At 72.8% G+C, this 21,100-nt stretch carries 20 protein-coding genes; 3 read left to right on the forward strand and 17 right to left on the reverse strand.

Going from position 1 to position 21,100, the window contains the following annotated elements; all coding sequences use genetic code 11:
- The first annotated feature begins 17 nt into the window (after positions 1-17).
- Positions 18-1,049 (forward strand): dihydrolipoamide acetyltransferase family protein, encoded by a 1,032-nt coding sequence (locus LB823_RS08835; protein WP_224646550.1) that lies wholly within the window; start codon positions 18-20, stop codon positions 1,047-1,049.
- A 12-nt stretch (positions 1,050-1,061) separates the two neighbouring features.
- On the opposite strand, the gene LB823_RS08840 is transcribed toward LB823_RS08835, so the two are convergent.
- Positions 1,062-2,882: a neutral/alkaline non-lysosomal ceramidase N-terminal domain-containing protein gene (locus LB823_RS08840; protein ID WP_224646551.1), complete on the reverse strand. Its 1,821-nt coding sequence runs from the start codon at positions 2,880-2,882 to the stop codon at positions 1,062-1,064.
- A gap of 108 nt (positions 2,883-2,990) precedes the next feature.
- Between LB823_RS08840 and LB823_RS08845 the strand changes: the two genes are divergently transcribed.
- Positions 2,991-3,299, forward strand: coding sequence for a hypothetical protein (locus LB823_RS08845; RefSeq protein WP_224646552.1), 309 nt, complete (start codon positions 2,991-2,993; stop codon positions 3,297-3,299).
- 9 nt (positions 3,300-3,308) lie between these two features.
- On the opposite strand, the gene LB823_RS08850 is transcribed toward LB823_RS08845, so the two are convergent.
- On the reverse strand, positions 3,309-3,881 hold the full coding sequence (locus LB823_RS08850) for an ester cyclase (protein WP_224646553.1): 573 nt from the start codon (positions 3,879-3,881) through the stop codon (positions 3,309-3,311).
- Positions 3,882-3,943: 62 nt separating this feature from the next.
- Here LB823_RS08850 and LB823_RS08855 point away from each other — a divergent pair, with 62 nt between their 5' ends.
- Complete coding sequence (locus LB823_RS08855) at positions 3,944-4,630, forward strand: TetR/AcrR family transcriptional regulator (protein WP_224646554.1); 687 nt, start codon at positions 3,944-3,946, stop codon at positions 4,628-4,630.
- Here the strand turns inward: LB823_RS08855 and LB823_RS08860 are convergent.
- The 15 genes from LB823_RS08860 to pyrR form a co-directional block, all read right to left on the reverse strand.
- The gene (locus LB823_RS08860) at positions 4,627-6,618 is read right to left on the reverse strand and encodes a primosomal protein N' (protein WP_224646556.1); all 1,992 of its coding nucleotides are present in this window, start codon (positions 6,616-6,618) and stop codon (positions 4,627-4,629) included. The genes LB823_RS08855 and LB823_RS08860 overlap by 4 nt on opposite strands.
- A gap of 17 nt (positions 6,619-6,635) precedes the next feature.
- Positions 6,636-7,859, reverse strand: a complete 1,224-nt coding sequence (gene metK, locus LB823_RS08865; protein WP_224646558.1) for a methionine adenosyltransferase — start codon at positions 7,857-7,859, stop codon at positions 6,636-6,638.
- Between the two features lie 38 nt (positions 7,860-7,897).
- Positions 7,898-9,136 (reverse strand): bifunctional phosphopantothenoylcysteine decarboxylase/phosphopantothenate--cysteine ligase CoaBC, encoded by a 1,239-nt coding sequence (gene coaBC, locus LB823_RS08870; protein ID WP_224646560.1) that lies wholly within the window; start codon positions 9,134-9,136, stop codon positions 7,898-7,900.
- Between the two features lie 13 nt (positions 9,137-9,149).
- Positions 9,150-9,422, reverse strand: coding sequence for a DNA-directed RNA polymerase subunit omega (gene rpoZ / locus LB823_RS08875; protein WP_068520856.1), 273 nt, complete (start codon positions 9,420-9,422; stop codon positions 9,150-9,152).
- Between the two features lie 69 nt (positions 9,423-9,491).
- Complete coding sequence (gene gmk, locus LB823_RS08880; RefSeq protein ID WP_224646562.1) at positions 9,492-10,088, reverse strand: guanylate kinase; 597 nt, start codon at positions 10,086-10,088, stop codon at positions 9,492-9,494.
- 6 nt (positions 10,089-10,094) lie between these two features.
- Entirely contained in the window at positions 10,095-10,409 is a 315-nt protein-coding gene (gene mihF / locus LB823_RS08885; RefSeq protein ID WP_224646564.1) for an integration host factor, actinobacterial type, read from the reverse strand.
- A gap of 336 nt (positions 10,410-10,745) precedes the next feature.
- Positions 10,746-11,957, reverse strand: a complete 1,212-nt coding sequence (locus LB823_RS08890) for a cation:proton antiporter (RefSeq protein WP_224646566.1) — start codon at positions 11,955-11,957, stop codon at positions 10,746-10,748.
- Positions 11,954-12,436 carry a cation:proton antiporter regulatory subunit gene (locus tag LB823_RS08895; protein ID WP_224646567.1) on the reverse strand — a complete coding sequence of 161 codons (483 nt, stop codon included), beginning with the start codon at positions 12,434-12,436 and terminating at the stop codon, positions 11,954-11,956. Before LB823_RS08895 ends, LB823_RS08890 begins: the two co-directional genes overlap by 4 nt.
- 55 nt (positions 12,437-12,491) lie before the next feature.
- Entirely contained in the window at positions 12,492-13,286 is a 795-nt protein-coding gene (gene pyrF, locus LB823_RS08900; RefSeq protein WP_224646569.1) for an orotidine-5'-phosphate decarboxylase, read from the reverse strand.
- Complete coding sequence (gene carB / locus LB823_RS08905; RefSeq protein WP_224646572.1) at positions 13,283-16,612, reverse strand: carbamoyl-phosphate synthase large subunit; 3,330 nt, start codon at positions 16,610-16,612, stop codon at positions 13,283-13,285. Before carB ends, pyrF begins: the two co-directional genes overlap by 4 nt.
- Positions 16,613-17,737 (reverse strand): glutamine-hydrolyzing carbamoyl-phosphate synthase small subunit, encoded by a 1,125-nt coding sequence (carA, locus tag LB823_RS08910; RefSeq protein ID WP_224646574.1) that lies wholly within the window; start codon positions 17,735-17,737, stop codon positions 16,613-16,615.
- Positions 17,738-18,229, reverse strand: coding sequence for a transporter (locus tag LB823_RS08915; protein WP_224646575.1), 492 nt, complete (start codon positions 18,227-18,229; stop codon positions 17,738-17,740).
- Positions 18,226-19,539 carry a dihydroorotase gene (locus LB823_RS08920; RefSeq protein WP_224646576.1) on the reverse strand — a complete coding sequence of 438 codons (1,314 nt, stop codon included), beginning with the start codon at positions 19,537-19,539 and terminating at the stop codon, positions 18,226-18,228. Before LB823_RS08920 ends, LB823_RS08915 begins: the two co-directional genes overlap by 4 nt.
- Positions 19,536-20,492, reverse strand: a complete 957-nt coding sequence (locus LB823_RS08925) for an aspartate carbamoyltransferase catalytic subunit (protein ID WP_224646577.1) — start codon at positions 20,490-20,492, stop codon at positions 19,536-19,538. Before LB823_RS08925 ends, LB823_RS08920 begins: the two co-directional genes overlap by 4 nt.
- Positions 20,489-21,076 (reverse strand): bifunctional pyr operon transcriptional regulator/uracil phosphoribosyltransferase PyrR, encoded by a 588-nt coding sequence (pyrR, locus tag LB823_RS08930; protein WP_224646578.1) that lies wholly within the window; start codon positions 21,074-21,076, stop codon positions 20,489-20,491. Before pyrR ends, LB823_RS08925 begins: the two co-directional genes overlap by 4 nt.
- Positions 21,077-21,100 lie beyond the last annotated feature (24 nt).

Genomic DNA, 21,100 nt, shown 5'->3' on the forward strand with positions numbered 1-21,100 from the left:
CGCTCGTCCCGTAGCCGATGAGCACGTTCCCGGACGGCCCGCCCGCCGACGGCCCGTCCGGGAACGTGCTCATCGGCTACGGGACGAGCGCGGACCGGCCCACCCGGCGGCGACGCGCCGCCTCCCCGAAGGCCGCGGCCGCACCCGCGCAGGCTCCGGCCCGCGAGCAGGCGGCGCCGGCCGTCACGCGGGTCATCTCCCCGGTGGTCCGCGACCTCGCCCGCGAGCGCGGGCTGGACCTGTCGGCGGTGCGCCCCTCGGGCGTGGGCGGCGTCATCCGCCGCGCGGATGTCGACGCGGCGCTCGCCGCTCGCACGGCCCCGCCCGTGCCGGCGCAACCGGCCGCGGGCAGGAGCGACGTCCGGATCCCGCTCAACGGCATCCGGAAGGCCGTGGCGGACAAGCTGACCACGAGCCGGCGCGAGATCCCGGAGGCCACCACGTGGGTCGACGTCGACGCCACGGAGCTCCTCGCGGCGCGGACCGCGATGAACGCGACGCTCCCCGACGCGGATCGGGTGAGCCTGCTCGCGCTGCTGGCGCGCCTCGCGGTCGCGGCGCTGCGGCGGTTCCCCCAGCTCAACTCCTCCGTCGACGCCGATCGCCGGCAGATCGTCCAGCACGGTCGGGTGCACCTCGGGATCGCGGCGCAGACGCCGCGGGGCCTCGTCGTGCCGGTGGTCGCGGACGCCGACAGCCTGACCACGGTCGAACTCGCACGGCGGCTGGCCGAGACCACCGCGCTCGCGCGGGACGGCGCGTTGCCGCCCGCCCGGCTCACCGGGGGCACGTTCACGCTCAACAACTACGGCGTCTTCGGCGTCGACGGCTCCGCGCCGATCATCAACCACCCCGAGGCCGCGATCCTCGGGATCGGGCGGATCATCGACCGGCCCTGGGTGGTCGACGGTGCGATCGTCGTCCGCAAGGTCGCCCAGGTCTCGCTCGCCTTCGATCACCGCGTGTGCGACGGCGGCGAGGCGGGCGGCTTCCTCCGGCTGTTCGCCGACTACGTCGAGGACCCCGTCCGGGCGCTCGTGCACCTCTGAGCGGAGACGCGCCTAGGCCACCCGGACAGTGGCCCAGGCGTACCGGCCCGGCACGGCCTCGGCGTAGCCGACGCGGTACTCGCCGGGAACTCCACCGAGGTCGACGGTGACCGTCGCCGTGAACGCAGATCCTCGTCGACGCCAGGTGATCTCGGTCGATGGGGCGTCGTCGTCGGCGACGGGCACCCAGCGGTCACCCTCGCGCCGCTCGACCCGCGCGTAGCTGTCGGGGATCACGCGGTTCGGGTGCGGGCAGTCGAAGTCGACGGCGAACCGGCCCCCGTCGACCGGCGTCCGCACGGCCGCCACGCGGACCGGGCGGGGCCGGCTCAGCACCGTCGAGCCCGACGGCGAACCGATCCGTGGGGCGCGCTGCCGCGGCGGGGGCGCGCCCGGCTCCGAGGGGCGCCCCGCGGCGAGGTCGGCGGCGAGTCGCTGTGCGGCCTCCGTGAAGGCGGCCAGCTGATTGCGCCCGAAGACGGTGCTCCCGGCCTCGTAGCGCTGCGCGTCGTACTCCTCGGGCGTGGTGAGGTAGTGCGCGTAGCCGTTGGCGTAGCCCTGGACCAGCACGTCGTGCGGATCGATCCCCGCCGCCGCGGCGACCGCGTCCCGGAGGCGAGCGCCCGCCGTGACGGTGACCTCGACGGGCAGGCAGAGCAGGTGCAGCTCCCCCAGCCGGATCAACTGGACCGGGAGCACCTCCTGCACCCAGCCGAGCGCGCCGGCGGGCAAGAACATCTCCTTCGGCGCCTGCTGCGCCGCGAGCACCGGGCGGCGGCGGTACAGCGCCCGGCTGATCAGGCCGATGCGGTTGCCCAGGCCCTGGTGGAACGCCGGTGACCCGATCCCGTCGGTCGTGCCGGCGGCGAAGGCGGCGCCGAGCACGGCGCGGCCGGTGGGCCCCGTCGCCGTCTGCGCCGCGCCGAAGTCGACGTGGGTGAGGCGGTGGCCGATGACCGGCGTCAGCGGGCGGCCGGGTCCGTCGGCGAGCAGCCGGGCGGCGTCGAGCTGGCGCCTGCCGATCTCGGCGGTATTGGCCCGCTCGTCGTCCGTGGGGCCGTGGCCGGCGGCGCCCCCAAGATTGGGCGACATGTCGCCGGAGTTGGTCTGAGCGAAGGCGCTCACGAAGTCGGGATGAACGTCGCGCTCGGCGGTCTCCCAGGCGGCCGCGGCCCAGCCCTTGTTGTCGGAGCTGATGAGGCGGTTGCCGTTTCCCATCGACGTGCAGTGCACGGCGAACCAGTCGATCGCGGCGCGGAGCTCGCCGTCGCGCTCGTAGCGGAGCAGGGTGATCGCGGGATCGATGCGCCCGGGCAGCCGGTCGCGGTCCGGATTGCGGTCGAAGGAGCTCGCGCTGCGGTTGACGGAGGCGTCGTGCAGCTCGCCGCGGGCGGACGACAGCGCGGTGGGCGCGAGGGCGGCCTCGGCGTCGAGGACGGCGCGGACGACCCCGTCGACCAGGCGGTGGAAGGTGCGGCGGTGGTGCCCCAGGGTGGTGATGTTGTAGAGGCGGTGGCGGCCGTGGCCGCCGGGGCCGCAGTGGGTGTGGGTGGCGGTGAGCACGACGTTCTCGGCCGACAGCCGGCCGGCGGTCGCGGCGGCCAGCCGATCGGTGATCTCGTCGACGGCGGCCTGGAAGAACATCCCGATGTCGGCGACCACGTAGGCCACCCGGTGCGAGGGGGTGGCGACGACGAAGGCGCGGGCCCACTGCCGGGTGAGCAGGCCGCGGCCGCGCTGGCCGGGCATGCCGTAGCCCATCAGCCCCACGCCCCAGGGCTCCCCCGTGATGTCCGTCTTCGCCCATCCGGCCCGCCACCCCGTCGTAGTCACGGCTTCGAGGTTAGAACCTCCCCTGCGCGTCGCCGTCGACCGGCGTAGGGTCGGTCGCGCGATGAAGGAACGGTCGCCAGCCACCGCAGCCGACACCAGGACACCGACATGCGCACTCTCGCAGCAATCGTCGCCGCCGCAGCCATCACCTTCTCCGGAGCCGGGATCGCGTCCGCCGCCGACGAGGAGACCGACAAGCCGTCCACTGCGACCATCGACACCGGGAACGCACCCCGCGAGGTCGGCACGCCGGCCGAGTCGCCCGGCATCATCGAATCGGCCGCCGAGCCCGAATCCGCCTCCGCCCCCATCGAGCCCGTCGCCGAACCGGAATCCGCCGACGAGCCGCGCCCGGACCCCGAGGCGGCGACGGCGGACGAGCTGATCGAGGCCACCGCGGCCGACGAGGAGGAGTGACCCGAGGGGTCAGTCGTCCAGCCGGGGCGGCGCGGTCCGCGTGAGCCTCGGATCCGGCGGGCCGCTCTGCATCCGGAGGGCGCCGACCAGGACCCGTCCGAGCGTCAGCAGACCCTTCGGGCTGCGCAGGTTCAGGCCCCCGATGAGCTGCCGCAGGATGGTCAGCTGGTCGAAGTAGATCCGCTCGGCGACAAGGCGCTCCTCCTCGTCGAAGACGAAGTACGCCGTCATCCGCGTGCGGTGGCGGGTTCCGGTGGGCGGGATCGCGCCGAGCGGCCCACGATGGGTCCCGAGCAGCCAGAACTCGACGATCACGGCGTCCACGCTGTGCCGCAGCGCGATGAGCTCGTGGTCCTGGTCGGGGAAGGCGACCCGGGTGTCCGCGTAGTAGTCGCGTACCTCGTCGTCGCCGTCGTGCACGGTCATCTGCGCGACGAGCTCGTAGTGCGGATGCGGGAAGGTCGCCAGGGTCGCGTCCCAGTCCTGGCGCACCTCGTCGTGGAAGTGGTCGAGCACCAGCTTCTCGCGCGCCCGGAGGACGGACGCGGGCGGCATGACGAAGCGGGAGGTGTGGGCGATCATCCCGCCATATTACCCACAGCGTGGATATTTTCAGGTGCCGAATGTAGGGGATGATGGGGTTCATGACCACGCCGCGGCCCCGACGGGGGCGCCCCGCCCTCGGAGCACCCAGGCTGTCGCGCGCCGCGGTCGTCGAGGCGGCCCTCGCGCTCATCGACCGCGACGGCGTCGCCGAGGTCGGGATGCGCGCGATCGCGCGGTACCTGTCCGTGGACGCGAAAAGCCTCTACAACCACGTCCGCGACAAGGACGACCTGCTCGACGCGGTCACCGAGCACCTGCTCCGCTCGATCGTCGTGCACGTGCCGACCGGTGACCTGGGCGCCGATCTCGCCGGCGTGGCGCGCGCCTTCCGCACCGCGGCCCAGGCACACCCCCGGGCCGCCACGCTCGTGCTGACCCGCCAGGTGCAGTCCGTCGCCGCACTAGCGCCGACGCAGTCGATCCTGGACGTCCTGCTCAGTGCGGGATTCGCCCCCGCGGAGGCCGTGCACCTGATGCGCTCTCTGCTCGCCTCCCTCATCGGCACGCTGCTCCGCGAGTTCGAGGCGGCGCCGACCTTCGGGATGACGGACGCCGAGGCCATCGAGCGCCGCCGGGCGGGGCTCGCCGCGTGCGGCCTGCCGGCCGTCGAGTCGGTGGCTCCCGACCTCGCGCGGTTCGACGCGGACGCCGAGTTCGAGTACATGATCGGCCTGTCGATCAGCGCCGTCGAGGCCCGGCTGCCACAGCGCCGGGGCGGCGCCTAGCCGATCCGCAGCGGGTCGATCTGGATGCGGACGGGGTTGCCCTCGCGCCGCAGGCTCCGGCCCACCTGCGCCAGGAACAGCGCCCGCGCCAGGGCGCGACCGTCCCGGCGCGCGACGCGCACCAGGAGCCGCTGCGGCGGCGGTCCCTCGTCGGGTGCGCCGGGGATCCGCACCCCGGGCGGCAGGTCGACGGGGCCGAGCACCTCGGCACCGTCGGGCAGCGTCGCGGCGTCCGCGACGGCCCGGATGTCGGCCTCGGCACCGTCGAGCGCGGCGAGGTGCGTGGCCGGCGGGAACCCCACCTCGGCCCGCTCGGCGAGCTCCGCGGCGGCGAAACCGGCCGCGTCCCAACGGATCAGCGCCTGCACCGCGCGGATACCCGCATCCGCGCCGCAGACCACGGCGCCGTCGGCGGCGACCAGCGCGGTCGCGTTCATCCAGCGGCGGAAGGTCTCCTCCGCGGCCCGCAGGTCCGCGCGGCCGAGCAGCAGCCAGCCGTCGAGCAGCAGCGCCGCGCCGTAGCCGCCGTCGACCACGGGCTCCGCGCCGGGCGTGGCGACCACGATCCGCCGGCCCGCGGGCGCCTCGGCGTGCACCGTCTCGCCGCCGGAGACCGTGACGGCCGCCCCGGGGAAGGCCCGGCCGAGTTCCTCGGCGGTGCGCATCGCGCCCACGATCACCGCGCGCATCGCGGTGCCGCCGCAGGCGGGGCATCGGTACCCGGGGTCGTCCTGCGCGCACCACCGGCAGCGCAGGACGCCGCCGCCGGCCTGCTCGAGCGGGCCGTGGCAGCGCCGGCACCGGGCCGGTGTGCGGCAGCGCTCGCACGACAGCGCGGGCGCGTACCCGCGGCGCGGGACCTGGACGAGCACGGGGCGTTCGGCGTCGAGCGCCTCCCGCGCGGCGGCGAAGGCCGCGGCGGGCAGCCGGGCCGAGCGCGCGAGCGGGTCGCGGGCCAGCGCGATGTCCGAGTCCGCGGTCCCGGAGATGCGGGGCGAGCGGCTGCGGACCAGCTCGCGGGGCGCCGCGATCTCCGCGGCCCACCCCGCCTCGACGAGGGCCTGCGATTCGGGGGTGCGGGCGAAACCGCCGATGACCAGCGCCGCGCCCTCCTGGTGCGCCCGCAGCGCGAGCACCTCCCGCGTGTGCGGGTACGGGGCGCGCGGCTCCACGAAGGACTCGTCACCGTCGTCCCACACGGCCACGAGACCGAGGTCGGGCAGCGGCGCGAACGCGGCGCTCCGCGTGCCGATCACGACCCGGGTCCGCCTGAGCAGCGCGAGCAGCCACCGCCGGTACCGGGCGGAGGGCCCCAGGCCGGCGGCCAGCACCGCGGGGTCGAGGTGGGCGCACGCCGCGGCGAGCCGGTCGAGGTCGGCCTGGTCGGGGACGATGAGCAGCGCCGTGCGTCCGGCCGCGACGACGGTGGCCGCGAGCTCGGCCAGGCGCGCCGCCCAGTCCTCGCCCGGGAGGGCCTGCCAGACCGCGCGCGGCGACCGTCCGGCGACCGCCGCCGCCGCGAACTGGGTGCCGTGGGTGTACTCGGCGAGGGCTGCCGGGGGTGCCTCCGGCGGCGCGGGTTCGGCGGGTTCCTGCTCCAGCAGGGTCTTCTCGACGCGGGCGTGTCGCGGCGGGATCGCGAGGCGCAGCACGTCGGCCCTGGTTCCGGCGTAGCGTGCGGCGACCTCGGTGACGAGCTTGAGCACCGGCGGGGTGAGGACCGGCAGCGGGGAGACGACGCGCTGCAGCGGCGCGAGCTTGCCCTCGTGCTCGGTGCGCGGGAGCCGCTCGAGGAGATAGCCGTCGACGAGCCGGCCGGAGAACCGGATCCGGACCCGGACGCCGGGCCGGGCCTGCTCGTCCAGCTCGGGCGGGACGAGATAGTCGAACTCCCGATCGAGGTGGCTGACCTGCAGCAGCGGCAGGACGCGGGCGATCGGGAGTTCGACGGCCGCTTGCGCGGCCTCGGCGGGGCCGGGTGCGGTCACACCGGTCGGGGCGGGTGTCAGAGGCCGGCCGCGGAGCGCAGGGCGTCCACGCGGTCGGTGCGCTCCCACGGCAGGTCGATGTCGGTGCGCCCGAAGTGGCCGTACGCCGCGGTGGGCGCGTAGATCGGCCGGAGCAGGTCGAGGTCGTTGATGATCGCGCGGGGACGCAGGTCGAAGACCTGGGCGATGGCCTGCTGGATCTTGATCGGGTCGAGCTGCTCGGTGCCGAAGGTCTCGACGAACAGGCCGACGGGCGAGGCCTTGCCGATGGCGTAGGCGACCTGGACCTCGATCCGCTCCGCGAGGCCCGCGGCGACGGCGTTCTTCGCGACCCAGCGCATCGCGTACGCGGCCGAGCGGTCCACCTTCGACGGGTCCTTGCCGGAGAAGGCGCCGCCGCCGTGGCGGGCCATGCCGCCGTAGGTGTCGACGATGATCTTGCGGCCGGTCAGGCCCGCGTCGCCCATCGGCCCGCCGAGCACGAACTTGCCCGTCGGGTTCACCAGCAGCCGCACCGCGGAGGTGTCGAGGCTGGGCAGGTTCAGGTCGGCGATCACGGTGTTCAGCACATGGGTGCGCAGGTCGGGGGCGAGCATGCCGTCGATGTCGATGTCGGCGGCGTGCTGGCTGGAGATGACCACGGTGTCGAGGCGGACGGGCTGCTCGCCCGCGTACTCGATGGTGACCTGGGTCTTGCCGTCCGGGCGCAGGTAGGGCAGGGCGCCGTTCTTCCGCACCTCGGTGAGGCGGCGCGAGAGGCGGTGGGCCAGCGAGATCGGCAGCGGCATGAGCTCGGGGGTGTCCGAGCAGGCGTAGCCGAACATCAGGCCCTGGTCGCCGGCGCCCTGGGCGTCGATCTCGTCCTGCGCGCCGTCGACGCGGTGCTCGTAGGCCCGGTCGACGCCCTGGGCGATCTCGGGGCTCTGCGCGCCGATGGCGATGTTCACGCCGCAGGAGTTGCCGTCGAAGCCCTTGGCGGAGCTGTCGTAGCCGATCTCGAGCACCTTGTCGCGCACGATGTGCGGGATGTCGGCGTAGGCGGAGGTGGTCACCTCGCCGGCGACGTGGACCTGGCCGGTGGTGACCAGGGTCTCGACCGCGACGCGCGAGGTCGGATCCTCCGCGAGGAGGGCGTCGAGGATCGAGTCCGAGATGGCGTCACAGATCTTGTCCGGGTGGCCCTCGGTGACCGACTCGCTGGTGAACAGGCGGTGGGCGGAACTGGCGAAACCGGAAACCACTTCGGACGTCCTCTCGATGATGTTTGCGATTGGAAATGCTAGCGCGCTGCCGGCACGCGGGAGACCGCGGCATCCAGTATGCGCGCGGCCATGGCGGCCTTCGAGCCGAGGGGCAGGGCGGTCTCGCCGCCGTCCGCACCCAGCAGCCAGCCGGAGTTCTCGTCGACCTCGAAGGCGCGGCCGTCGCCGACCGCGTTGAGCACCAACAGGTCGCAGCCCTTGCGGCGCAGCTTGGCCCGGCCGTAGTCGAGGACGGAGCCGTTGGCGTCGCCCGTCTCCGCGGCGAAGCCGACGATGACGGCGTCGGAGCGCAGGGAGCCCTCGCGGCGCGCGGCGACGAGCCCGGCGAGCACGTCGGGGTTTTCGATCATGGTGATCGATTCGAGGGCCTCGCTCTTGCCGTCGGCGCCCTTCTTGAGCTTGGTGGTGGCGACCTCGGCGGGCCGGTAGTCGGCGACCGCGGCGGCCATGATCACGAGATCGGCGTCGGCGGCGTGCTCGGCCATGGCGGCCTGGAGGTCCAGCGCGGAGGCGATGCGCACGACCTCGACGGCCGACGGGTCGGCCAGGCCGACGGTGTTCCCCGCGACCAGCGTCACCTGCGCGCCGCGCTGCGCGGCGAGCCGGGCGAGGGCGTAGCCCTGCTTCCCGGAGCTGCGGTTGGTGAGGTAGCGGACCGGGTCGAGCGCCTCCTTGGTACCGCCCGCGGAGACGACGACCTTCCGGCCCTCGAGGTCGCGGTTCAGTGCTCCCGGGTGCTCCAGCAGGACGTCGGCGAGGGCGCCGATCTCGTCGGGCTCGGGCAGCCGGCCGGCGCCGGTGTCCTTCCCGGTGAGCCGGCCCGAGGCGGGCTCGATGACGACGGCGCCGCGCTCGCGCAGAGTCGCGACGTTGGCCCGGGTGGCGGGGTGCTCCCACATCTCGGTGTGCATCGCCGGAGCGAAGACGACCGGGCAGCGGGCGGTGAGGAGGGTGCCGGTCAGCAGGTCGTCGGCGCGGCCCTGGGCGGCGCGCGCCATCAGGTCGGCGGTCGCCGGGGCGATGACGACGAGGTCGGCCGACTGCCCGAGGCGCACGTGCGGCACCTCGGGGATCGACTCGAAGACCCCCGTCTGGACGGGGTTGCCCGACAGCGCCTCGAAGGTCGCGGCACCGACGAACTTGAGCGCGGACTCGGTGGGGATCACCCGCACCTCGTGCCCGCGTTCGGTGAAGTGCCGGACCAGAGCGCACGCCTTGTAGGCGGCGATACCGCCGCCGACGCCGACGATGATCATGGGCGCGTCAGCTCTACTCGCCCTCGGTGTGCTCCAGGAGATCCTCGTGGATCTCGCGCATGGCGATCGACAGCGGCTTCTCGTGCAGGCCCGGCTCGACGAGCGGGCCGACGTACTCGAGGATGCCGTCGGACAGGCTGTTGTAGTAGTCGTTGATCTGACGCGCGCGCTTGGCCGCGTAGATCACCAGGGCGTACTTCGAGGAGGTGCGCTCGAGCAGCTCGTCGATCGGCGGGTTGGTGATGCCGAGCGGCTGGTCGTACACGGTCTCAGTGGTGGTGCTCACGCTTCTCCTACGTCACAAACTTCACGATTATCGCTGGTCCGCCCAGTCTACGCCCGCAAGGCGGCAGGGCTAGGCCGTCGGGTCGCCGGCGCCGACCAGCAAGGATACCAAATCCGACACGGCGCGGTCCAAGTCGTCGTTCACGACCACCGCGTCGTAGTCGTCCCGCGTGGCCATCTCGGCCCGCGCGGTCTCGAGTCGGCGCTCGATCTTCTCAGCGCTCTCGGTGCCCCGGCCGCGGAGCCGGCGCTCCAGCTCGTCCCAGCTCGGGGGGCTCAGGAAGACGGTGACCGCCTCGGGCAGCGCGGCCTTGACGCTGGCCGCGCCGGCGAGGTCCACCTCGACCAGCACGGGCCGCCCGGCCTCGAGCGCCGCGTACACGGGCTGCGCGGGCGTCCCCGACCGCTGCAGGCCGCCGTGGATCTCCGCCCACTCGAGGAGCGCACCGTCGGCGATCAGGCGGTCGAAACCTCCGTCGCCGACGAAGTGGTAGTCCCGGCCGTCCACCTCACCGGGGCGCGGATCGCGCGTGGTGGCGGACACCGAGAAGAACAGGTCGGGAACCTCCGAGCGGAGCTTGCCGACCACAGACGACTTACCGACGGCGGAGGGGCCGACCAGTACAACCAGTCGGCCCCTCCGGCCCGCGGGAACTTCTCCGGACACTACGTGTCAGGCGGAGAACTTCTCGAGCAGCGCCTTGCGCTGCCGGTCGCCCAGACCCCGCACGCGGCGGGTGGGGGCGATCTCGAGCTCGGTCATCAGCTCCTGCGCCTTGACCTTGCCCACCTTGGGAAGCGCCTCGAGCAGTGCCGAGACCTTCATCTTGCCGATGACCTCGTCGGTCTCCGCGTCCTTGAGCACCTGCTGCAGGGTGGTGGTGCCGCCCTTGAGCCGGTTCTTCAGCTCGGCGCGTGCACGACGAGCGGCAGCTGCCTTCTCCAGAGCAGCGGCGCGCTGCTCGTCGGTCAACTGGGGAAGGGCCACGATTCCTCCGTCTTCGATGTACTTAGGTCTTTGCCGCGTACTTGCGACTCCTGCGACGGTACCCACGTTTCGCGCGGGATGGGAACCCCACCCCCCTCTCACCTGCGGTTTGGCGGTGTTGTAGGCGTCCCGGCCGGGCGACGGCCCGAACAGCTGCACACAGTGTGCGTTGCAATCGAGAACCGTTGCACCACAATGCTTTCAGATCGGTAGAACCTCGCGACGAGCGACCGACCGATGTGACAGGTGAAACTCAAGTGACCTGCGAAAATACCTGCACTTCGCGGCGGGCCCGGGCGTGTCGGCGCCCCGTTCGCCGTCGACGAGGGCCCGCCGTCACCCCGCCGAGGGCGATGCGCCGGAACGCACGCGCCGCACCGTCCGCTCCCCCGCCCGGACCACGGGCTCGACGACCCGGGCGATGATCGGCCCCACCACGGCCATGATCAGGACGTACGTAGTGGCGAGCGCGGCGACGCGGCCGTCCACGGCACCCGCCGTGACCGCCAGTCCGGCGATGACGATGGAGAACTCCCCGCGCGCCACGAGGGCCGCGCCGGCGCGGGCCCGGCCCATCCGCTTCACGCCGACCCGCTTCGCCGCCCACCACCCGGTGGCGAGCTTCGTCGCGGTGGTCACGACGGCGAGCAGGACCGCCCAGCCGAGGACGGGCGGAATGGCCCGCGGATCGGTGTTCAGCCCGAAGACCACGAAGAACAGGGCCGCGAAGAGGTCGCGCAGCGGCTCCAGCAGGCGCGTCGCCTCGTGCGCGATCGACCCGGAGATGGCGATGCCGAGCAGGAAGGCGCCCACGGCCGCGGAGACCTGCAGCGCCGACGCCACACCCGCCACCAGCAGGGCGGCGCCGATGAGTTTGAGCAGGAAGACCTCGCGGTCGTCGCTGTAGACCAGCGCCGATACCCGGTGGCCGTACTTGACCGCCGAGATCAGCACGACGCTAACCACCACCACCGCGATCGTCACCGCCGAGACCTCGCCCGCGAGTCCGAGACCGGCCAGGATCGCCGTGAGGATCGGGAGGTAGATCGCCATCGCCAGGTCCTCGAAGACCAGCACCGAGAGCACGACGGGCGTCTCGCGGTTGCCGAGCCGGCCGAGGTCGCTGAGCACCTTCGCGGCGATGCCCGACGACGAGATGTACGTGACGCCCGCGAGTACGAGGGCGCCGGTCGGCCCCCAGCCGAGGACGAGCGCGACGACGGCGCCCGGGGTGGCGTTGAGCACGATGTCGGCCACACCGGCGAGCCAGGACTGCCGCAGGCCGGTGGTGAGCTCCGCCGCGGTGTACTCGAGGCCCAGCATGAGCAGCAGCAGGATCACGCCGATCTCGCCGGCGGTGTGGCTGAACTCCGAGGCCTCGCCGAGCGGGATCACGCCGCCGACCCCGAAGGCCAGGCCGCCGATCAGGTACAGCGGGATGGGCGAGACCCCCACCTTGCTGGCGGCGCGGCCGAGGAAGCCCAGGACGAAGAAGATGGCGCCGAGTTCGATCAGCGCGACCGTGTTCTCGTCGAGGTGGAGGGTCACCCGTTCGTCAGGATCTGCGCGGCGGCGTCGAGCCCCTCGGCCGTCCCGACGACCACCAGCAGATCGCCCGCGGTGAAGACGAACTCGGGGCCGGGCGAGGGCTGCACCTCGCCCGCCCGCATCACCGCCACGAGCGAGACCTTGGTCCGGGTCCGCATCTGGGTCTCCCCCAGTGTCCGCCCGTCGTACGGCGAGCCGGCGAGGATCGGCAGCTGCCGCGTGTTGATGCCCTCGAGTCCGCGCTGGTCAGCGCGCAACTGGTTGACCAGCTGCGGCGCGCCGAGGAGGTTGGCGAGCACGCCGGCCTCCTCGCCGGACAGGGGCACCTGGGCGGCGCTCGCGTCGGGATCGTCGCGTTCCGAGAGGAACAGTTCGACGGTGCCGTCGCGGTGCGCCACGACCCCCACGCGGCGGCCGGTGGCGAGCTCGAAGTCCTTGCGCACTCCGATGCCGGGGAGCGGTGTCACATCGACGTTCACCCCGTCGACGATAGCCGCGGCGGATCGGGCGAGGATCGGATCGGGCGAGGACGGATCAGCCGAGCGCGCGCTCGACCTCGTCCCGCACGGCCAGCGCCGCGGACCGCAGCGCCGCGGCCTCGGGGCCCGCCCCGAGCACCTGCCGCGACGAGTTGGGCAGCACCGTCGCACCCGTGCCGAAGATCGCCGCGAGGTCCGCCGGAGTGGCGCCCTGCGCGCCCAGTCCCGGCGCGAGGATCGGCCCGGCCAGGCCGTCCAGGTCCAGGCCGTGCTCGCGGGTGGCACCCACCACGAGGCCGACGGTGCCGGTCCCGTCGGCGTTGTCGGCCCGGGCGTCGTCGACGATCCGCTGCCCGACGCCGTCGGCCTGCACCTGCGCGCCCTCGGGGTTGGAGGTGCGGGCGAGGACGAAGACGCCGCGCCCGGCGGCGCGGGCCGCGTCGATCGCCGGTCGCAGCGAGCCGTAGCCGAGGTAGGGCGAGAGCGTCACCGCGTCGGCGGACAGGGGCGAGTCGCCGAGCCAGGCGCGCGCGTAGCCGGCCATGGTGGAGCCGATGTCGCCGCGCTTGGCGTCGGCGATCACGACCGCGCCCGCCTCGCGGCACGCGGCCATGACCTCCTCCAGCGCGAGCATCCCGGCGGCGCCGAACTGCTCGAAGAAGGCCACCTGCGGCTTGACGAAGCCGACCTCGCCGGCGAAGGCCTCGGCGCAGCGCAGCCCGAAGGCCCGCACGCCGGCGGCGTCGTCGGACAGGCCCCACGCGGCGAGCAGCGGCGGGTGCGGGTCGATGCCCACGACCAGCCGCCCCCGGTCGGCGACGGCGGTGGCGACGCGCGCGGCGAAGGTCACCGGTTCACCAGTGCCGCGTGCATGTCCTGCAGGCTCTTGACGCCGATGCCGCCGCGCAGCGCCGCCTCGATGCCCTGCACGGCCGCCGAGGCGCCCTGCACCGTGGTCACGCACGGCACGGAGGCCTGCACCGCGGCGGTGCGGATCTCGTAGCCGTCGACGCGAGGGCCGGCGTTGCCGAACGGAGTGTTGATGATCAGGCCCACGTCGCCGGCCTTGATCTTCTCGACGATGGACTGCTCACCCTCGGGGATGACGTCCGAGTGCTTGAGCACCGTCTCCACCTGGACCCCGTTGCGCCGCAGCACGTCCGCGGTGCCCTCGGTGGCGAGGATGGAGAAGCCGAGGTCGGCCAGGCGCTTGATCGGGAAGATCAGGGCCCGCTTGTCCTTGTTCGCGACGGAGACGAAGACGTTGCCGGTGGCGGGCAGCGAGCCGCTGATCGCCGTCTGCGACTTGGCGAAGGCGGTGCCGAAGTCGCGGTCGACGCCCATCACCTCGCCGGTGGACTTCATCTCGGGCGAGAGCAGCGAGTCGACGCCGGTGCCGTCCGCGCGCCGGAAGCGGTTGAACGGCAGCACCGCCTCCTTGACGGAGACCGGCGCGTCGATCGGCATCTGCGAGCCGTCGCCCTCCGCGGGCAGGATCTGCTGCTCGCGCAGCTCGGCGATGGTCTGGCCGAGCATGACCCGGGCACAGGCCTTCGCGAGCTGGACCGCGGTGGCCTTCGAGACGAAGGGCACGGTCCGCGAGGCGCGGGGGTTGGCCTCGAGGACGTAGAGCACGTCGTCCTTGAGCGCGTACTGCACGTTCATCAGGCCGTGCACGCCGATACCGCGGGCGAGTGCCTCGGTGGCGGCGCGCACCGCGTCGATGTCGGCGCGGCCGAGCGTGGTGGGCGGCAGGGTGCAGGCCGAGTCGCCGGAGTGGATGCCGGCCTCCTCGATGTGCTCCATGATGCCGCCGATGAAGACCTCGCCCGTGGCGTCGCACAGCGCGTCGACGTCGATCTCCACGGCGTCCTCGAGGAACCGGTCCACCAGCACCGGGCGATCGGGCGCGAGCTCCGTGGCGCGGGAGATGTAGTCGAGGAGCGCCTGCTCGTCGTAGACGATCTCCATGCCGCGGCCGCCGAGCACGTACGACGGGCGCACGAGCACGGGGTAGCCGATCCCGGCGGCGACCTCGCGGGCGCCCTCGGCGGTGGTGGCGGTGCCGAACTTCGGCGCCGGCAGCCCGGCCTCGGTGAGCACGCGGCCGAACTCGCCGCGGTCCTCGGCGAGGTCGATGGCCTCGGGCGAGGTGCCGACGATGGGCAGGCCCGCGGCCTTGAGGCGCGCGGCCAGGCCCAACGGCGTCTGCCCGCCGAGCTGCACGATGACGCCGACGACGCCCGGGCCGCCCTCGCCGGAGCGCTGCTCCGAGTGGTAGACCTCGAGCACGTCCTCGAAGGTCAGCGGCTCGAAGTAGAGCCGGTCGGCGGTGTCGTAGTCGGTGGAGACCGTCTCCGGGTTGCAGTTGATCATCACGGTCTCGTAGCCGGCCTCGCTCAGGGTGAGCGCGGCGTGGACGCACGAGTAGTCGAACTCGATGCCCTGGCCGATGCGGTTCGGGCCCGAGCCGAGGATGAGCACCTTGGGCCGCTCCGTCTGCGGGGCCACCTCGCCGGTGGCCGACGGGTCCAGCTCGTAGCTGCTGTAGTGGTACGGGGTCTTCGCCTCGAACTCGGCGGCGCACGTGTCGACGGTCTTGTAGACCGGGCGCACGTCGTGCTCGTGCCGGAAGGCGCGGATCTCGTCCTCGCTCACCCCGCGCAGCTCGGCGATCTGCAGGTCGGAGAAGCCGTGGGTCTTGGCCAGCCGCACCAGGTCCGGCGTCAGGTCCGCGTCGCGGACCTGCGTGCCGAGGTCGATGACCGCCTTGATCTCCTCGAGGAACCAGGGATCGATCGCCGTGGCGTCGAAGACCTGCTCCACGGTGGCGCCCAGCTCGAAGGCCCGGCCGATCAGGTAGAACCGGCCGTCCTTGGGGACGGTGATCTCCTGCAGCAGCTCCTCGAGCGTGCCCTCGACGGGCGCACCCGTCCAGAAGCCGTGGCGCTTGGTCTCCAGGGAACGCATCACCTTGCCGAAGGCCTCGGCGAAGCTGCGGCCCAGGCTCATGGCCTCGCCCACCGACTTCATCGTGGTGGTGAGCGTGTCGTCGGCGCCGGGGAACTTCTCGAAGGCGAAGCGCGGGGCCTTGACCACGACGTAGTCGAGCGTGGGCTCGAAGCACGCCGGGGTCTCGCCGGTGATGTCGTTGAGGATCTCGTCGAGCGTGTAGCCCACGGCGAGCTTCGCGGCGATCTTGGCGATCGGGAAGCCGGTGGCCTTCGACGCCAGCGCCGAGGAGCGCGAGACGCGCGGGTTCATCTCGATGGTGACCAGCCGGCCGTCGCGCGGGTCCTGCGCGAACTGGATGTTGCAGCCGCCGGTGTCGACGCCCACCTCGCGGAGGATGGCGATCGACTGGTCGCGCATGATCTGGTACTCGCGGTCGGTGAGCGTCATCGCCGGGGCCACGGTGACCGAGTCGCCGGTGTGCACGCCCACGGGGTCGACGTTCTCGATGGAGCAGACGACCACCACGTTGTCGCGGCCGTCGCGCATGAGCTCGAGCTCGTACTCCTTCCAGCCGAGGATCGACTCCTCGATGAGCACGTTCGCGGTCGGTGAGGCCGCGAGGCCCGCGCCCGCGATGCGGACCAGGTCGGCCTCGTCGTAGGCCATGCCCGAGCCGAGGCCGCCCATGGTGAACGACGGCCGCACGACGACCGGGTAGCCCAGGTCGGCGACGGTCTCCTTGCACTCGTCCAGGGTGAAGCAGACCTTGGACCGCGCGGACTCGCCACCGATCTTGGCGACGATGTCCTTGAACTTCTGCCGGTCCTCACCGCGCTGGATGGCGTCGAAGTCGGCGCCGATGAGGTTGATGCCGTACTTCTCGAGGATGCCCTGCTCGTGCAGGCCGACCGCGGCGTTGAGCGCGGTCTGGCCGCCGAGGGTGGCGAGCACGGCGTCGATCGGGAAGCCCTTGTCGCGCTCGGCGACGATCACCTTCTCGATGTACTCGGGGGTGATGGGCTCGATGTAGGTGGCGTCCGCGAACTCGGGGTCCGTCATGATCGTCGCCGGGTTCGAGTTCACCAGCGAGACGCGCAGGCCCTCGGCGCGCAGCACGCGGCAGGCCTGGGTGCCGGAGTAGTCGAACTCGCAGGCCTGGCCGATCACGATCGGGCCCGAGCCGATCACCAGGACGTGCTGGATGTCGGTGCGCCGTGGCATTTACTTGTCTCCCATAACAGTCGCGAACTTGTCGAAGAGGTAGGCGGCGTCGTGCGGACCCGCAGCGGCCTCCGGGTGGTACTGGACCGAGAAGGCGCGGCCGTCGAGCAGCTCGACGCCCTCCACGACCCCGTCGTTGGCGCACACGTGGCTGACGCGGCCGCGGCCGAACGGGGTGTCGAACTCGGCGCCGCGCTCGCCCTCGAGGGCGAAGCCGTGGTTCTGCGCGGTGATCGAGATCCGGCCGGTGGCGTGCTCCACGACGGGGATGTTGATGCCGCGGTGGCCGAACTTCATCTTGTAGGTCTCCAGGCCGAAGGCACGGCCCAGCAGCTGGTTGCCCAGGCAGATGCCGAACAGCGGCAGCCCGGCGTCCAGGACGCCGCGGGTCAGCTCCACCTCGTGCGCGGCGGTGGCGGGGTCGCCGGGGCCGTTGGAGAGGAAGAAGCCGTCCGGGTTGAACGAGCGCACCTCGTCGAGCGTGATGGTCGAGGGCACCACGTGCACCCGCATGCCGCGCTCGGCGAACATGCGCGGCGTGTTGGTCTTGATGCCGAGGTCGACGGCGACCACGGTGAAGCGGGCCTCGCCCTCCGGCTCGATGGTGTAGGACTCGGTGGTCGAGACCTCGCCGATCAGGTTCTGCCCCTTCATCGACGGCTGCTCCCGCACCCGGTCGAGGAGCTCGGCCTCGGGAGCGAGCGCCTCGCCGGAGAACACACCGGCGCGCATGGAGCCGTTGTCGCGGAGGCGGCGCACCAGCGCGCGGGTGTCGATGCCGGCGATGCCGACGACGCCCTGGTCCACCAGCTCGCCCTCGAGGGTGCCGCTGGCGCGCCAGTTGCTCACCCGGCGGGTGGGGTTGCGCACGGCGTAGCCGGCGACCCAGATCTTGTCGCCGCGGGACTCGTCGTCCTCGTCGTTCCAGCCCGTGTTGCCGATCTGCGGGGCGGTCGCCACCACGATCTGTCGCGCGTACGACGGGTCGGTCAGCGTCTCCTGGTAGCCGGTCATCGCGGTGCAGAAGACGGCCTCGCCGAGGGTCTGCCCGACGGCGCCGAACTCGACTCCGCGGTGCACGGTTCCGTCCTCCAGGACCAGCAGTGCTTTGTTGTCGGCAGCCATCTAACTTTCCCTCACGTCCATCAGTTTTCGATACGTCGTCTTGTCGTCGGCGCGGAAGCCCGTGTCCACGACGGTGCCGGTGGGCAGCTCCCAGCGGAACACCAGCAGTCCGTCGCCGGGCATCACCTTGCCGGCCAGCTTGGAGGCTCGCCGCACCTCCACCAGGTGCTCGTCGGCGATCCACATCGGGTTGCCCCTGCCGCGCTCCATCAGGTAGCCGTCGGCGTAGCGGCTCAGGTTCACGGTGGCGCGGTAGCCCCAGTCCCCCACCGCCACCCGGTCCTGCCAGTGCGGCGCCACGGTGCTGCCGACGTACACGCCGGAGACCGGGCCGAAGACCAGCTCGCTGAGCTGCTCCGGCGTGCTGGGGATCTCGCCCACCGACGCGGCCTGGCGCTGCCCGCGGCGGCGCCAGCCCAGCGCCATCAGCGCGAACAGGGCGGCCAACACCACGAGCACGAGCAGCAGCGTGGCGAAGTCGCTGACGCTCACGCCCGCACCCCGGTCCCGGGCTGCGCGGCCGCGCCGTCGCGGGCGGTGACCCGACCGCGGAGCAGCGTGAGCACGGGCTTGGCCCGGAAGCTCAGCTCCGCGAACGGGGTGTTGCGCGAGCGGCTGGCGAGCTCGTCCGCACGCACCGTCCACCCCAGGTCGGGGTCGACCAGCGTCAGGTTCGCGGGCTCACCCACGCCGATCGGCCGGCCCTGATCGTCCAGGCGCGCGATCTGCGCGGGCTTCTCACTCATCACCCGCGCCACGTCGCGCCAGTCGAGGTCGCCGGTCTCCACCGAGACCTGCGCGACGATCGCCAGCGCCGTCTCCAGTCCCAGCATGCCGGGGCGGGCGGCGGCGAACTCGCAGCACTTGTCCTGCTCGGCGTGCGGCGCGTGATCGGTGGCGACGCAGTCGATCACGCCGTCCCGCAGCGCCTTCCGCAGCGCGGCCACGTCGGAGGCCTCGCGCAGCGGCGGGTTCACCCGGTTCACCGCGTCGTAGGTCTGCAGCCGCGAGTCGTCGAGCAGCAGGTGGTGCGGGGTCACCTCGGCGGTGATCGCGATGCCCTGGCCCTTGGCCCACTTCAGCAGTTCGACGGTGCCCGCCGTGGAGGCGTGGCAGATGTGCACGCGCGCACCGGCATCGCGGGCCAGCAGCGCGTCGCGGGCGACGATCGCCTCCTCGGCGGCGCGCGGCCAGCCGGCCAGGCCCAGGCGCGCGGCCTCGGGACCCTCGTGCGCCACGGCCCCCTTGGTCAGGCGCGGCTCCTCGGCGTGCTGCGCGATGACCACGCCCAGCGACGCCGAGTACTCCAGGGCGCGGCGCATGAGCAGCGGATCCGACACGCAGACACCGTCGTCGGAGAACACCCGCACCCGACCGGGGCCGGCGGCCATCATGCCCATCTCGGCGAGCTTCTCGCCCTTCAGGCCGACGGTGACGGCGCCCACGGGGTGCACGTCGACGAGGCCGACCTCCTGGCCCCGGCGGTAGACGTGGTCGGTGACCACGGCGGAGTCGGCGACCGGACTGGTGTTGGCCATGGCGAAGACGGCGGTGTAGCCGCCGAGCGCGGCGGCGGCGGAACCGGACTCGATGGTCTCGGTGTCCTCACGGCCGGGCTCGCGCAGGTGCGTGTGCAGGTCGACGAAGCCCGGCAGCAGGACCTTGCCGCCGCCGTCGATCACCTCGGCGCCCTCGGCGGGCGTGAGACCGGCACCGATGGCGGTGATCTCGCCGCCGGCGATCGCGACGTCGACCGGATCGCCTTCGCCGTACGGCCGGACATCAGTGAGCAGCACACTCATTCGGGGCCTCCCTCAGTGGCGAGAAGATGGAAGAGGACCGCCATGCGGACGTGCACGCCGTTGTTGACCTGCTGCAGGATCGCGGCCTGCGCGGAGTCCGCGACCGAGTAGCCGATCTCCATGCCGCGCAGCATCGGTCCGGGGTGCAGTACGACGGCGTGATCGGGCAGCAGGGCCGCGCGCTGCGGGTTGAGGCCGAAGCGCACCGAGTACTCGCGCTCGCTGGGGAAGAAGCCGCCGTTCATGCGCTCGGCCTGCACGCGCAGCATCATCACCGCGTCCGCCCCGGGGAGCTCGGCCTCGAGCGAATCGGCGACCGTGACCGGCCACGTCTCGACGCCGACCGGCAGCAGCGTGCGCGGCGCCACCAGGACGACCTCGGCACCCAGCGTGGACAGCAGCAGCGCGTTCGACCGGGCGACCCGGCTGTGCAGCACGTCGCCGACGATGACGATGCGCCGGCCCTCGATGCCGCCGAGCCGCTGCCGCAGGGTCAGCGCGTCGAGCAGGGCCTGGGTGGGGTGCTCGTGCATGCCGTCGCCGGCGTTGATCACCACGGGCCCGGGCAGGCCGCCGAGCGCGGCGGCCGAGTGGGTCCAGTCCGCGATCTGTTGCGCCGCACCGGACGCCGGGTGCCGGACGATCAGCGCGTCGGCGCCGGCGGCGTGCAGGGTGAGCGCGGTGTCGCGCAGCGACTCGCCCTTCGCGACGGAGCTGCCGGACGCGGAGACGTTGATCACGTCGGCGCTCATCCACTTGCCCGCGACCTCGAAGGAGACGCGGGTGCGGGTGGAGTTCTCGTAGAAGACCGTCATCACGGTGCGGCCGCGCAGCGTGGGCAGCTTCTTGACCTCGCGGCCCATCAGCGCCTGCTGCAGCCGGTCCGCCTCGTCGAGGATCTCCTCGGCCTCGGCGCGGCTCAGGTCCGCGGCGGAGAGCAGGTGCCTGGTCACAGCGCGTCCTCCGTCGTCTCCGGTGCGGGCAGCTCGGAGATCACCACGGCGTCCTCGCCGTCCTTCTCCTGCAGCCGCACCTGCACGTCCTCCTGCCGGGAGGTGGGGATGTTCTTGCCCACGTAGTCGGCGCGGATCGGCAGCTGCCGGTGACCGCGGTCGACGAGGACCGCGAGCTGGACCGCGGCGGGCCGCCCGATGTCGCGCAGCGAGTCGAGCGCGGCGCGCACCGTCCGGCCCGAGAACAGGACGTCGTCGACGAGGATGACCAGCGCACCATCGACCCCCTGCGGCGGCACCGTGGTGCGCTCGAGGGGACGGTGCGGCTTGTGCCGCAGATCGTCGCGGTAGAGGGTGATGTCGAGGTGACCGACGGGCACCGCCACGCCCGAGAACTCCTCGATGTCGGCCGCCAGCCGGGCGGCGAGAACCGCACCGCGCGTAGGGATGCCGAAGATGACGACGCGGGGATGCGATTCATCACCCGCGGCCCTGGTGTCTAAGGCCGTCTTCTCGATGATCTGATGCGCGATCCGAGCCACCGTTCGGGTGACATCGGCCGCGGACATGAGTTCCCGAGCCACGTGACCCCCTTCTCCGCCTCTCCG

The sequence above is a fragment of the Tsukamurella sp. M9C genome (assembly GCF_020169415.1).
GTDB lineage: Bacteria > Actinomycetota > Actinomycetes > Mycobacteriales > Mycobacteriaceae > Tsukamurella.

Bases quoted from the DNA above. Each gene is read 5' to 3' on its own strand.
- LB823_RS08835 (WP_224646550.1), top strand. From the start codon at position 18: ATGAGCACGTTCCCGGACGGCCCGCCCGCCGACGGCCCGTCCGGGAAC.
- LB823_RS08845 (WP_224646552.1), top strand. From the start codon at position 2,991: ATGCGCACTCTCGCAGCAATCGTCGCCGCCGCAGCCATCACCTTCTCC.
- LB823_RS08850 (WP_224646553.1), bottom strand. From the start codon at position 3,881: ATGATCGCCCACACCTCCCGCTTCGTCATGCCGCCCGCGTCCGTCCTC.
- LB823_RS08855 (WP_224646554.1), top strand. From the start codon at position 3,944: ATGACCACGCCGCGGCCCCGACGGGGGCGCCCCGCCCTCGGAGCACCC.
- coaBC (WP_224646560.1), bottom strand. From the start codon at position 9,136: ATGATCATCGTCGGCGTCGGCGGCGGTATCGCCGCCTACAAGGCGTGC.
- carB (WP_224646572.1), bottom strand. From the start codon at position 16,612: ATGCCACGGCGCACCGACATCCAGCACGTCCTGGTGATCGGCTCGGGC.
- carA (WP_224646574.1), bottom strand. From the start codon at position 17,737: ATGGCTGCCGACAACAAAGCACTGCTGGTCCTGGAGGACGGAACCGTG.
- LB823_RS08920 (WP_224646576.1), bottom strand. From the start codon at position 19,539: ATGAGTGTGCTGCTCACTGATGTCCGGCCGTACGGCGAAGGCGATCCG.